Below are 13,736 nucleotides of genomic sequence, written 5' to 3'. Positions count from 1 at the left end.
TCGTTAGATTTTTTGGTCTAACTTTTAGGGGTCGGTACACTGCTGCCGATATACCTTTTTTGCGAGAAATTCGCAAAGCGTATTTCTTACATTTCCCGGTATTTGGTAAGGAAACCACAGGGAAACTGTTTCGTTAATAATTCACAAAAATTTCCTCTTTGTGCACATTGATAAGAAATCACTGTGAAACATCTACAAAAAATCCAAAACAAATTAGTAAAAATCACCATAAAATAAGGGAAAACGATTACCTAAATAAGAATTGACCGACAATTTCGGGTGAAATATAATCAGCTTATCAAACAAAAAGCGCGCAGATTGTTTTGGAAGATACTGATGAAGGATGTATAGGAGGAATGTTTATGAGTAAAGTGATGAAAAAAATAATTGCATTTTGCTTTATGGCAGTATTGACGATAGCCATGATACCGCAGACAATAAAAGCAGACGAAGCAACGGATGCAAAGAAGGCAGTATATGTACAGGTGCCGCAGGACTGGGAAAATCCATGTGTCTGGGCATGGGATGATGATGGAAATAATGCATTTGAGGCGTGGCCGGGCGAAGAGATGGACGCAGACAGCGCAAATGAAGGCTGGTATTACATCTGGGTTCCAACCTGGGTAAATCATGTGATTGTAAATGCCAATGATGGAAATGTCCAGACTGCAGAGCAGGTGCTGGATGGAGAAAAGGACTGCTGGATTACCGTAACAGACGCAGATAATGCAGAAGTAACCTATGACAAGCAGACCACCGGTGAGACACCGGAATATGTGGAGAAATTTGCAATCCATGCAAAAGTAGATGCAGGCTGGGAAAATCCTTGCCTTTGGGCATGGTCAGCACCGGATGGAACTAACGCATTTGAAGCATGGCCGGGCATGGAAATGAAGCAGGATGACAACGGCTGGTATACCGCCAAAGCTCCAATCTGGGTAAATTCTATCATTGTCAATGCCAACGAAGGAAGTGTTCAGACCGATGACATTTCTATTGATGCCGCAGAAGTCTGGGTAACAGTAGATGCAGACGGAAAAGCAGATTTTAGTTATACAGACCCGGATAAAGCAGAGGTGGCAAATATAACCGTACATGTAATCACACCGTCTGACTGGGATGCACCTTGCCTTTGGGCATGGTCGGCACCGGACGGAACCAATGCATTTGCATCCTGGCCGGGCGAAGCCTTAGAAGAAGGCGAAAATGGATGGCTCATAAAAGAAGTACCGGGCTGGGTAAATTCCATTATTGTCAATGGAAATGAAGGAAGTGTTCAGACCAGTGATATTTCTGTGGATACAGGAAAGGATATCTGGCTTGTGGTAAAAGATGCCGATAACTTTGAAGTAAGCTATGAAGAGCCACAGGTAGATGAGGCAGCAGAACCGGCAACCGAAGCTCCGGCAGAAACAGCAGAGGCAGGAAACAATAATAGTGCTCCGATTGTAATCGGCATTGTGGTTATTGCGGTAGCAGTTGTAATTATAGTGGTTGTAGCAAAGAAAAATGCAAAAAATAAATAAAGATTAAACAAATAAGAACCAAGAAAAAGTCACAAGTAAAAGACAGGAGGACAGAAGTGAGAAGAAGAGTTAGAAGTAAATTGATGTCAATGGCGCTTACACTTACCATGGCAGCAGGATTGTTAAGCGGCTGTGGAGGAAACAGCGTGTCAGAGACGGATAAGACTACCATAACAATCTGGCATGATAAAGAAGATGCAGTGGCGGAAGTCCTTCAGAAGAAACTGGAGGAACTGGAACCGGATGTGCATGTTGTGCTGGAGAAGAAAAGTGATTTGACAGAAAGCCTTAAGATGGTGGGAAGTGACCCGAAAGCAGCACCGGATATGTATTTCTTTGCCCATGATAAAATTGGAGTATATGCAGAGATGGACATTCTTGCACCGATTACAGACATTATCCCGGAAGAGGAGCTGGATGTATATATGGATAATACCTTAGAGGCAGCAACCTACAAGGGAAAAATCTATCAGCTTCCTGTCTATTACGAGACTTTGTTATTCATGTATAACCGGCTTTATATGAAGGATGATGAAGTGCCGCAGACTACGGAAGAACTGTATCAATATATGCAGGATAACACTGCCGGCGGACATTATGGCTTTGTGGAACAGCACAGTACGCCATACTATGCAGCAGGCTGGATCAATGGCTTTAACGGTACGATTCTCTCAGCTGATGGCACACCGGGGCTGGATTCCAAAGAAACCATTGCAGCCCTGGAATATCACAAGAAATTTGTGGATTTGATGCCGGGCGAGACGGAGTATGCAACGGTAAATACCCTGTTTAAAGAAGGTATGGCACATTCTACCATTGCAGGGCCTTGGCTGGTGCCAACCGTAAGAGAAAGCGGAATGGACGTTGGTGTGGCAGCAATGCCGGTAATTGACGAGACCGGAAATCCGATTTCTCCATATATGGGAGTGCAGGGAATTCATGTGCTGAAAAATGCTGCAGAAAATAAGAAGGATGCGGTAGAAAAAGTACTTCGTGCCCTGATGGATCCGGAAGTAGAGGTGGATCTTGCAAAAGCAAGCGGCTGTGCACCGGCGATGGAAAGCTGCTATGAAATGGATGAAATCACATCAGATGAAGTGGTTATGGCAATGCACGATACCGCAGAACATGCAGTACCGATGCCGAATATTCCGGAAATGGATGTAATGTGGACGGTGGTTGGTAATCTTTTAACCGATGTCAACATGAGTGGAAAAGATGTGACGGAAAGTGCAGAGGCGGCGCAGCAGGAGGCGTTGCAGTTGATTGAAAGTATGAGGTAACAAATTGAAGAAAAATAAGAAAAAAGAAATCCTGTTTGCCTATTCCTGGTCGGCACCATCCCTGATACTGATTTTGCTCATCGTAATCTTTCCAATCCTGTATACCGGGTACATTTCACTGACCAATATGAATGTGTATCACTGGAATAATTATGAACTGATTGGACTGAAAAATTATAAGGATGCCCTGCTGGTGCTGGATAATGGCTTTATACAGGCATTTCTGGTAACGATTTTATGGACAATTATAAACATGGTGTTGCAGCTTATCATAGCATTCTTGCTGGCAAATCTGCTGAACCTAAAGCGGCTCCGCCTGAGAAATCTATATAAGACGCTGCTGATTTTCCCCTGGGCAATGCCGGGTTATGTATCCATTCTTCTGTGGAAAACAGGAATGTTTAACTCCCAGTTCGGTTTGCTCAATCAGTGGCTGGCAAAGTACAACATCGGGCCGGTAAAATGGCTGGGCAGCGATGGTATGGCATTTTTATGCTGTACCACCGTAAACCTCTGGCTGGCACTTCCATTTATGATAACGATTATGGACGGTGCATTGCAGAGTATTGAAAAGAGCTTTTACGAAAGTGCTGTTTTGGACGGAGCAACCTGGTTACAAAAAATGTGGTATATTACGATTCCGATGATTAAGCCAATCATTGCACCATCGGTTGTAATTACAACATTTACCACCTTTAAGCAGTTTGATATCCTGTTCCTGCTGACACAGCAGGTGGGTGCCAAGACCGGTTCGAATCTGCAGACAATCCTGACCTATGCCTATGAAAAGGCATTTATAACGAACAATTACGGCTACAGTTCTGCAATTTCCATGATAATATTTGTCATTCTGATTGTATTTTCTGTGCTGACCAATATGAAGCCAAAGGAGGAGACGGACTAACATGAAGAAACGAACCAGAGAAAATATTGGACTCGTCTTTGCAAATATCTTTCTTATCCTGCTTTGCTTTGTGGTATTGGTGCCGGTATTGTATGCATTTTCCGTGTCCCTAAATGCGGATAACAGCTTATTGAGTACAAATTTTTCTTTCCTTCCGAAACATTTCACCCTGGCAAATTATAAAGCAGTATTTACGGAAAAACCCATTATGCTGTGGCTGAAAAACAGTCTGATATTAGCAGTAGTAACCCTTGGAATTTCCCTTGGAACAGGAATTCCGGCGGCATATGTTTTCTCCAGAAAGGAATTTCCGGGCAGAAAAGCAATCCTTCGGACACTGATACTGCTCTATGCATTTCCATCCCTGCTTTCCATGACGGCGCTGTATAAGCTGCTGTCACCCATGGGACTGATTAATACCAGAACAGGTCTGATTATTGTATACACGGGAACCATGGCAGTATTTGCCCTGTGGAATATGAAAGGATATTTTGACACGATTCCGGTAGAAATTGAAGAGGCGGCAATGATTGACGGTACAACACCGGTGCAGCTTGTGACGAGAATCGTACTGCCGCTTGCAAAGCCGACCATCGCAGTAACAGCCATGATGGTGCTTATCTATGTATGGAATGAATACATTTTTGCAATTAATTTTATGACAGGTTCCGATACCTATACGTTAGCAGCAGGCTTATATTCCCTGCAGGCAACGGAAATGAGCGGAAGCTGGCCGATATTTGCGGCAGCGTCCATTGTGGTATCGATACCAATTCTGATTGTGTTCTTTGCACTTCAGAAAAATATGACAACCGGACTGACCTCCGGAGGTGTAAAAGGTTAAGAAAGGCTGGACAGAGAATGAACAAAAGTGCAATTTTACATATACCCATGTCACAGTATGCATATGGAACAGACGAAGAGCATGTGACAATCCGGCTCCGTACAGCCAAAGATGATATCAAACGCTGCAGGTTGTATTTCGGAGACCGGGCATGCCGCCTGACACCGGTAATTTTCACGGAAGCAGAAATGCATGTGGTGGCAGGCAGTGAATTATTTGACTATTATGAGGTGAAGCTGGTGCGCCCCTATAAGCGGCTGTGCTATTATTTCAGGCTGGAAAGTGGGACGGAAGAAATCTATTATTACGGAGACTGCTTCAGTGCAAAACTGGTGGATGACCGCTCCGAATATTACCAGCTTCCTTTTAATCACAGAGCAGACATTGTAAGACCGCCGGAGTGGGCGAAGGATGCCGTTATTTACAACATTTTTCCGGACAGCTTTGCTACAGGAAAAACGTATATCAGCGGCAAGCCAACAGAAGCCGCCTTTGAAGGAAATGTGGTAAGAGGAAAGCTGGGAGGCTGTCTTAAGGGCATTACCGAAAATGTGGATTACCTGAAAAACCTTGGCGTCAATGCCATCTACATTAATCCGATATTTGCAGCAGGCGAATATCATAAATATGATTTGCTGGATTATTTTCACATTGACCCATGCTTTGGAACAAATGATGATTTTAAAGAGCTGGTGGACACCTTCCATGCCAACGGAATCCGGGTGATTATTGATGGCGTATTTAACCATTGCGGCTGGCATTTCCCGGCATTTGAGGATGTGGTGCAGAAAGGCGAAGCATCCGATAAAAAGGACTGGTTCTATGGATTGCAATTCCCGGTTATCCGCCCCGAAGACCCGGAGGAGTATCCGAATTACGAGTGCTTCGGTTACGAGCGGATGATGCCAAAGCTTGATACGGCAAACCCGGAAGTAGCAGATTTTATCTGCAAAGTAGGGAGATACTGGGTGGAAGAATTTCACACAGATGGCTGGCGGTTAGATGTGGCAAGTGAGATTAATGATGCATTGTGGCGCAGATTCTACCGGGAGGTAAAAGAAGCCAATCCGGAGGCAATCTTAATTGGTGAAGTCTGGGAGACTGCCAATCACTGGCTGGATGGAACCATATTTGATTCAACGATGAATTATGATTTCCGGAAACACTGTAAACGCTTCTTTGGAGAAGAGAGTATCAGCAGTGCAGCATTTGACAGCCGGGTTACGAATATGCGGATGCGTTACCGGGAACAGACGGTATTTGCACAGTTAAACCTTTTAGACAGCCATGATGTGAGCCGGTTCTATTCCCTTTGCAATGAAAATGAATGGCAGTACCGGCTGGCACTGATTTTCCAGATGACATTTCCGGGTATGCCATCCATTTTCTATGGTGATGAGCTTGGCGTAACTGGAATTGAAGAGGCGGACTATCGGCAGGCAATGCCATGGAAAAAGGCATGCAAAGCAAAAACAATGGAAGAAAAGGGACTCCGGGAAAAATCTGGTGAACAGAATTCGGGCGATACTCTTTTTGACTTTATGCAAAGCCTGATTCGGTTGCGCCTGCATGAAGAACTGCTGCGAAGAGGTGATTTCCGCACGGTTTATACCCAGAAAAAAGGCGGGTTCTATATTTATGAAAGATATAGTGACACAGAACGGATTCGTGTTATGATAAACAGGAATGAAGAACCGATGGACGTTGCAGCATTTCTGGCAGAGTCGGGCAGTGGACAGAGTGAGATTCTGTTGGTGCATGGACTGCTGGGAAGCAAATTAGACGGCTACGGTTATGTAATAATGAAAGGCAGAGTGGAAGAGTGATAGCACGCATTGCATGGTAACAGGATATCGGGCAATAGCATGCAGATATGATGGCGGAAAATTATTTTGGCGCAGAAAGGACAGAAAATGGCGGTTACGATTAAGGATGTGGCAAAGCAGGCGGGAGTGTCTACGGCAACGGTCTCAAAGGTTATGAACGGCTCTTATTCCATTTCTCAGGAGACCATAGACCGGGTGAAAAAGGTCATGCAGGAACTGGATTACCATCCGAACCTCCGCGCGAGAAATTTTGTCACACAGTCTACAAAGACCATTGTCTTTGTGACCTCGCTGGGGAAGAATGCAGGATTTGCCAACCCGCATATGTTTGAAATGGTGTGTGGGATGGAGCATGTCTTAACGGAAAAAGGCTATAGCCTTGTAATAAAGAATATGTCATCTGTAGAAGCGAGGGATTATATCCACAAAGCAGCAGAAGAGAAGGCGGCAGACGGCTATATCATTCATGCGGCTGTTATTTCTAAAGAACTGGATGAAATGATTTTTCAGGAATCCATTCCCCATCTGGTGATTGGCAATCCTAACTTTACCAGCCATTTCTGCTGGATTGATATTGATAACCGCCTGGCGGGTGAACTGGCAGCGAAACATCTGCTGGAGCAGGGCTGCCAGTCCCTTGCATTTATTGGCGGAACGGAAGAGGATAAGATTTCCATGCACCGTCTGGACGGCGTGTTGTCGGTTCTGAATGAGCATGATGTGCTGGTGCCGAAAGATTATGTGCAGCGAGGGGAATCCCAATGTGACAGTGGATATGAGATGACCAAAGAGATTCTTTCCAATAAAGTAAGACCGGATGGCATTATCTGTGCCAACAATTACATTGCCTATGGCTGCGTCAATGCATTACATCATGCCGGAATAGAGATACCTTCGGATATCAGGGTCATTACTTTTGATGATTATCCATTTTCACAGATATTGAAGCCGCAGCTGACCGTAGTAAATATTGATATGTATGACATGGGAATACAGGCGGGAAAATACATCCTCCAGAAAATCAGAAAACCGAATCTGTATGCCCAGTCTTATATTACAATCCCGACATTGATTGTAAGGCAGTCGACCTGATATCGTAGCTGACTGATATCGCTGCAATCAGATACGGCAGTTAATCAGACCCGATGGCCGGTTGGAAATAACAGTTTGCCGGGAAGATAGAAACTACGAAAAAACGCTTAGTCCGAGTACTTTTTTAGTACAAGGTCTAAGCGTGTTTCTTTGATTAAATTCTTAAATCAGGATTTATTTACTACAGGAATTGCGGTACTGTACCGGTGTCATCTCGTATTTCTTTTTAAAGAGGCGGTTGAAATGCTCTACATTCTGATAACCCACGGAGTATGCAATGTTTTCAACAGTCATATTTCCGTTCTTTAAAAGAGTTCTTGCTTTTTTCATGCGGACACCCTGAACCAGTTCAACGAATGTTTGACCGGATTTTTCCTTAATATATTTGGAAATGTACGGCTCAGAGAGGTGGAACTGTTTTGCCATATCCTCTAAGGTGACGGTCTGGTAGTTTGTCTGAATGTAATTCTTCATTTCCATTAAGCGCTTATCCTGAATCTCAACACTGGATTTTATGGAAGGAACCTGATTTACTGCAACAACCAGTGCGCTGATAGAGGATTTGATGATATCGTCGTCGATACCAACACCCCAGTACATCTGACCATAGCAGGTGATTCCTACATAGGACATAGCCTTGGAAGAGGAACCATGGCTCAAAGCGTGTTCTTCGTATATGGACAGCTCATAGCTGATGCCGAAGTACTGTTTGATAATGTTGCTGACAGCATCCAGACGGCCATTTCCGTTGGCGCTGACCAGGCGGTTCTGCCCACCATGAACAATCGTAGCTTCTGCCATAATACCATCCACCTGTTTGAAGTGGCATTCTTCGATCTGGAAGTAAGGCTGGCGTTTTACATACTTATCTTCAAAGATTTCATATACCCACTGTGGAGACAGCTCTTTGTGCTCTTCATCGGAAACATGTTTTACCAGATAGCCGACTTCCTCACGCATTTTCTCTGGCAGAGAAATGCCAAAGTTCTGTTTCAAAATGTAGTTTACGCCACCTTTACCGGACTGGCTGTTGATACGGATAACGTCAGAATCGTAAGTTCTGCCCACATCCATTGGGTCAACCGGAAGATAAGGGACAGACCACTCGTTGAGCTTTTTCTCTTCACGCCATGCCATACCTTTGGCAATGGCATCCTGATGGGAACCGGAGAAAGCGGTAAATACCAGATCACCGGCATATGGCTGACGTTCGTAAACGTGCATTCTGGTAAAATTTTCATATTTCTCACGGATTGCAGGCAGGTTGGAGAAGTTAAGCTTCGGATCAACGCCGTGTGAGAACATATTCATGGCAAGAGTGATGATATCTACATTACCGGTACGCTCACCATTACCGAAAAGAGTTCCTTCGATACGGTCGGCTCCGGCAAGAATACCAAGCTCTGCGTCACAGACACCGCAGCCACGGTCATTGTGTGGATGCAGGGAAAGTGTTACGGCATCACGATATTTCAAATGCTTGTGAATGTATTCTACCTGAGTGGCAAATACATGCGGCATTGCATTTTCAACAGTGGTTGGAATATTAATGATTGCCTTATTAGAAGCCTTTGGCTGCCATACATCAAGTACTGCGTTGCAGACTTCCACGGCATAGTCCACTTCAGTTCCCGGGAAACTTTCCGGGCTGTATTCAAAGGAGAAGTTTCCTTCGGTCTCAGAAGCCAGTTTATTCAAAAGCTTTGCCCCGTCAATGGCAATCTGTTTTACTTCCTCTTTGCTCTTTTTAAATACCTGCTCACGCTGTGCAACAGAGGTAGAATTGTAAAGATGAATGACTGCGTGCGGAGCACCTTTTACCGCTTCAAAGGTTTTCTTGATGATATGCTCTCTTGCCTGGGTCAGAACCTGGACGGTAACATCGTCCGGAATCATATTGCGGTCGATTAAGGCGCGCATAAAGTTGTATTCTGTCTCGGAAGCAGCAGGGAAACCAACTTCAATTTCTTTGAAACCAATTTTAACCAGCATTTCAAAGAACTGCAGCTTTTCCTCTAAGCTCATCGGCTCAATCAGAGCCTGGTTGCCATCACGTAAATCAACGGAGCACCAGATAGGCGGCTTGTCGATATAATCCTTCTTTACCCAGTCATAAGTACATTCAGGCGGCATAAAATATGCACGCTGATATTTTTCGTATCCTTTCATATTGAACCTCCAAAAAAATATTCTGATTATGTTGCAGCGTAACCTGCGTAAAAAAAATCTTCCGTCTCTATCATTCGAAGATGAATCATAGAGACGAAAGAAAACTTTCGCGGTACCACTCTATTTCATGTTGTTACATGCACTCATTAGCACTATCATGCCATTCCCGGGTAACGGTGGGAGTCCGTCGCGACCTACTATAGGGTTCAGCCGGCAGCTTCAAGGCGAGTTCACTGTATTCCTTCTGCCGTCTTGCATCAACCGGCGGCTTTCTGAGAGAATTCCTGACAGTTACTATTCCTTTTCATAGCCTTTTTCAAATGTCTTTGGTAATACTAACACAAAAAAGTACATTTGTGTATGATTAAATTTAATCACTTATATTGATATATTTTAATAAGGAATCTGACCACTCTTGCTATATTTATTCCAAGCACCCTGATACTGGAAAGTTGCCACAATAGCATAAATTGCTGCCACAAGAATCAGCCATCCGCCAAACTCTCCCGACGAAAGGAATACGAAAATGGTATTAATGACGCCATAGACACAAAGTAAAATGGAGCATACACGGCTCTGCGCAAGATGAATAGCAAGTCCGAGTCCGAGCATAATTGCAGCATCAATCAGTGAGGTATAATTATGTAAAAAAGCAATAAGAAGCAGATTAATTCCTACACATATATAAATGATAACAGAAGAAGCAATAATATTTCCTCTGTATTTCTTGCAGAGTGGAGAATGATAGAAATCGTGTTTACTCATTCCCTGTGGAACCTGATTCGGTGCAGCGTATGGATTGCCATAAGGATATTGCTGAGCATTGTTAAACTGAGGCTGTCCATTATAAGGGTTCTGCTGAGCATTGTTAAACTGAGGCTGTCCATTATAAGGGTTCTGCTGAGCGTTATTAAATTGGGGCTGTCCATTATAAGGGTTCTGCTGAGCGTTATTAAATTGGGGCTGTCCATTATAAGGATTTGGCTGTCCGTTGTATGGACGCTGGTTTGGCATTGGAGCCGGTGCACCGCAGTTCGGGCAGGTTCTAAAGTTATCTGGATATTGTGTTCCGCATGATTGACATTGCATAAAATGTCTCCCCCTTTTGTATTCATTATATTATATAAGGTAATGCAGATGTATTGTATTCAGGTCGTTGACAGAATGAAATCATCTTTCTCTCAAAAACCTTAAAAATATCATCGAATCACCTATATCATATCATTCTATCTGTTTTCCTGATATCTGTAAACAATAAAATAAGAAGAAATCCCCATCTGCCTTACACGCTGGCATCAATATGAGCTGCTTTTTTGCGGAGCCCGGAAAGATGGATATTAATTTCGCGTCGTACAGACTGAGCAGTGACAGGTTCTTCACCAGACTTATCGTCATGCTCTGCTTTGACCAAATCGGCAGTGTGCTTATCTGAGCCATCATCTGCTGCACCCACAGACTCTTCGGCAGAATCCGAACCGGAAGAGATTTCTACATTATCGGCAGAATCGGATGTCGTTGCATCGGTTGAATCGGCAGAACTTTTATCCTTATCGGCTGGACTTACATCTTCATAAGGCTCTTTGTCCGGTTTTGTCTGATATTCCGGCGTCTTGGTATAATCATTGTGTTCTTTTTCAATGGCATAGGTGCGCTTTAAAATCTGCTCTAACATAGCCTTTTTCTTGGCTTTTGGAATGTGGGGGTCATTGGAAACTGTCTTAACTTCAGACATAAACTGCCCCATTTTATAGAGTTTTAGCTTTTCAACGTCCTTTTTGGTACGGCAGTTTTGAAGCTGTTTACGGTAAGCTGCCACTTCTTCCTTTAGCTTTTCATGTTCTTTTAGGGCATCCGGATTGACTTTTTCTAAATACTGTTCTTCCTCCGGAGTTAATTCCTGACCGGAGTCTAATTTTGCCTGAAGCTCCTGCTGGAAATTACTTTCATGCATCTGGGAAATCTGTTCCTGATAATGCTGTAACAGGCGTTCCTCCCGGGTCAGCTCCTGGTTCCGTTCTTTTTTTGTAGGACGCTGCGGGAGCCCCTGTTCCTTCTTGCGTTGGGAAAGAACCACAAGTGAGTTTTCGAGTTTGAGATTCATATCTTTTCCTCCTTGAAAAGTTCTGTGAAAATCCATTTTCACATATGCCGTTTATGAGAATCTACTATATAAATAATATCGGCAAAATAAAATAAGACTTTACAACAAAACAAACAATTGCTATTCTAAATATTAAGTAATTTAAGAGGAGGACATTTTATGTTTAACAGTAACGTGCTGTGGATTCTTGCGGCATTTGTGGTATATATGGGTGTGATGATTGCCATAGGTGCGAAATATATGAAAAGTACAAAGAATTCAGAAGATTATTTTCTTGGAGGAAGAGGCTTAAGCGGCTGGGTGGCAGCATTAAGCGCACAGGCATCTGATATGAGCGGATGGCTTCTGATGGGACTTCCGGGTGCGGTATATGCATTTGGAACCGGTCAGGCATGGATTGCTATTGGACTGTTTATTGGAACGGTCTGCAACTGGATATTTATTTCCGGAAGACTGCGCAGATATACCATCCGTGCCAATAACTCCCTGACTTTACCGGAGTATTTCCAGAATCGTTTCCATGATAAGAAGAATGTGTTGTTGTGTATTTCTTCTATAGTAATAGTCGTATTCTTCCTGGTATATACTGCATCTGCATTTGCAGCAGGCGGAAAATTGTTCCATGCAGTAACCGGTGTTGATTATACCGTAGCTTTAACTATCGGTGCAGTTGTTATTTTACTGTATACCTTCATGGGAGGTTTTATGGCAGTATGTGTAACAGACTTTATCCAGGGAATGCTGATGCTGGTTGCACTTCTTGCAGTGCCTCTGATGGCATATGCGGTGGTAAGTGGCAATGGCGGATTAAGAGAACTTTTAGATGCTAGCGGAGTAGCAGGAGGAAGCGATTCCTATATGAGCCTCTGGCAGAATGGTGGAGAGCCATATCGTGCCATCGATATTATTTCACAGCTCGCATGGGGATTGGGATATTGCGGAATGCCTCATATCCTGACCAGATTTATGGCGGTAAAGAGCCAGAAAGAATTAAATAAATCCAAAGGTATTGCAATTGTCTGGGTAGCATTATCCTTAACCTTTGCCTGCATCATCGGTGTGGTTGGAAGAGCGTACCTGTATCCGGAAGTGCTTGGAAGCGCCGGGGCAGATTCTGCGGAAAATGTATTCATTAATATGATTACACATTTGTTTACGAAGCAGTATGCATTGCCGTTTGTTGCAGGAATCTTCCTGTGCGGAATCCTTGCAGCAATTATGTCTACTGCAGATTCACAGCTTTTAGTAACCGCATCTTCCGTATCAGAAGATATATACAAAGGTGTAGTAAATAAAGAAGCAAGTGATAAAAAGGTTCTTATGGTCAGTCGTATTACCGTAGTGGTAGTTGCGATTATTGCTTATATCATTGCACTGAATCCGAACAACTCCATTATGGGACTGGTATCCAATGCATGGGCAGGCTTTGGCGCTGCATTTGGACCACTGGTAGTATTGTCACTATTCTGGAAGCGGACGAACAAACCGGGAGCAATTGCAGGAATTGTATCCGGTGGTGTGGCAGTTATCATCTGGGATTATATTCCTTTGATGAAAAACGCAGACGGCACCATGGTAACACTTGGAACCGGAACCGGAATCTATTCCCTTCTGGTAGGATTCTTCTTAAGTTTAATCTGTATCGTAATTGTGAGTCTTTGCACCAAAGCACCAAGCGAGGAAATGCAGAAAGAATTTGCAGATGTTGCTGACAAGAGCATAGAATTATAATAGAAAAGAAAAGCTGTTTATTTGCAATGGTAAAAGGATGCCGGCAAGTAAACAGCTTTTTATAATGAAAAAACAAGGCAGAAGTGAAAAATACCGTAAAAAAGATAGGAAATGGATTGTACACAAAAAAATACAATTTTTCTAAAAAAAGTATTGCAAAAGCGTAACCTGTCGTGTATACTAATCCTTGCTGTGACATTGATAGCGTAGAAGCGTGAGGTTGCTGCCCACTGTGGCAGGTTTTCCGTGGAGCGAATGTC

The 13,736-nt window shown here is 43.5% G+C and carries 10 protein-coding genes and 1 other annotated feature; of the genes, 7 read left to right on the top strand and 3 right to left on the bottom strand.

The features are described from left to right. The first annotated feature begins 362 nt into the window (after nt 1-362). The 6 genes from DWX65_RS10780 to DWX65_RS10755 all read left to right on the top strand — a co-directional run bounded on the left by DWX65_RS10780 (nt 363) and on the right by DWX65_RS10755 (nt 7,475). Nucleotides 363-1,526: a starch-binding protein gene (locus DWX65_RS10780; protein WP_158564734.1), complete on the top strand. Its 1,164-nt coding sequence runs from the start codon at nt 363-365 to the stop codon at nt 1,524-1,526. Nucleotides 1,527-1,582: 56 nt separating this feature from the next. Next, nucleotides 1,583-2,809, top strand: a complete 1,227-nt coding sequence (locus tag DWX65_RS10775) for an extracellular solute-binding protein (protein ID WP_147339162.1) — start codon at nt 1,583-1,585, stop codon at nt 2,807-2,809. Nucleotides 2,810-2,813: 4 nt separating this feature from the next. After that, nucleotides 2,814-3,713: a carbohydrate ABC transporter permease gene (locus DWX65_RS10770; protein ID WP_117947383.1), complete on the top strand. Its 900-nt coding sequence runs from the start codon at nt 2,814-2,816 to the stop codon at nt 3,711-3,713. 1 nt (nt 3,714) lies between these two features. Beyond that, nucleotides 3,715-4,557 (top strand): sugar ABC transporter permease, encoded by an 843-nt coding sequence (locus tag DWX65_RS10765; protein WP_117698341.1) that lies wholly within the window; start codon nt 3,715-3,717, stop codon nt 4,555-4,557. Nucleotides 4,558-4,574: 17 nt separating this feature from the next. Then, nucleotides 4,575-6,383 carry a glycoside hydrolase family 13 protein gene (locus tag DWX65_RS10760; RefSeq protein ID WP_118056975.1) on the top strand — a complete coding sequence of 603 codons (1,809 nt, stop codon included), beginning with the start codon at nt 4,575-4,577 and terminating at the stop codon, nt 6,381-6,383. A gap of 66 nt (nt 6,384-6,449) precedes the next feature. Then, a complete protein-coding gene (locus DWX65_RS10755; protein WP_117947381.1) occupies nt 6,450-7,475 on the top strand; it encodes a LacI family DNA-binding transcriptional regulator in 1,026 nt (341 codons plus the stop codon). A gap of 174 nt (nt 7,476-7,649) precedes the next feature. On the opposite strand, the gene DWX65_RS10750 is transcribed toward DWX65_RS10755, so the two are convergent. From DWX65_RS10750 to DWX65_RS10740, 3 genes are all read right to left on the bottom strand, one after another. Then, the gene (locus DWX65_RS10750; RefSeq protein ID WP_117698344.1) at nt 7,650-9,644 is read right to left on the bottom strand and encodes a 2-isopropylmalate synthase; all 1,995 of its coding nucleotides are present in this window, start codon (nt 9,642-9,644) and stop codon (nt 7,650-7,652) included. An 86-nt stretch (nt 9,645-9,730) separates the two neighbouring features. Next, nucleotides 9,731-9,961 (bottom strand) — a binding site (T-box leader). A gap of 76 nt (nt 9,962-10,037) precedes the next feature. Beyond that, nucleotides 10,038-10,733, bottom strand: a complete 696-nt coding sequence (locus DWX65_RS10745; protein ID WP_118056977.1) for a zinc ribbon domain-containing protein — start codon at nt 10,731-10,733, stop codon at nt 10,038-10,040. A 193-nt stretch (nt 10,734-10,926) separates the two neighbouring features. Further along, a complete protein-coding gene (locus tag DWX65_RS10740; RefSeq protein ID WP_118173426.1) occupies nt 10,927-11,745 on the bottom strand; it encodes a hypothetical protein in 819 nt (272 codons plus the stop codon). Nucleotides 11,746-11,904: 159 nt separating this feature from the next. Here DWX65_RS10740 and putP point away from each other — a divergent pair, with 159 nt between their 5' ends. Then, entirely contained in the window at nt 11,905-13,476 is a 1,572-nt protein-coding gene (gene putP / locus DWX65_RS10735; RefSeq protein WP_117841520.1) for a sodium/proline symporter PutP, read from the top strand. Nucleotides 13,477-13,736 lie beyond the last annotated feature (260 nt).

The sequence above is a fragment of the Roseburia sp. AF20-18LB genome, assembly GCF_003461185.1.
Lineage (GTDB): Bacteria > Bacillota > Clostridia > Lachnospirales > Lachnospiraceae > Roseburia_C > Roseburia_C amylophila.
The sequence above is the reverse complement of the archived record's forward strand: the minus strand, read 5'-3'. Positions and strand labels throughout refer to the sequence as shown.

Coding starts and splice junctions, on each gene's coding strand:
- DWX65_RS10760 (WP_118056975.1), top strand. CDS start 4,575: ATGAACAAAAGTGCAATTTTACATATACCCATGTCACAGTATGCATAT.
- DWX65_RS10765 (WP_117698341.1), top strand. CDS start 3,715: ATGAAGAAACGAACCAGAGAAAATATTGGACTCGTCTTTGCAAATATC.
- DWX65_RS10750 (WP_117698344.1), bottom strand. CDS start 9,644: ATGAAAGGATACGAAAAATATCAGCGTGCATATTTTATGCCGCCTGAA.
- putP (WP_117841520.1), top strand. CDS start 11,905: ATGTTTAACAGTAACGTGCTGTGGATTCTTGCGGCATTTGTGGTATAT.
- DWX65_RS10780 (WP_158564734.1), top strand. CDS start 363: ATGAGTAAAGTGATGAAAAAAATAATTGCATTTTGCTTTATGGCAGTA.
- DWX65_RS10740 (WP_118173426.1), bottom strand. CDS start 11,745: ATGAATCTCAAACTCGAAAACTCACTTGTGGTTCTTTCCCAACGCAAG.
- DWX65_RS10745 (WP_118056977.1), bottom strand. CDS start 10,733: ATGCAATGTCAATCATGCGGAACACAATATCCAGATAACTTTAGAACC.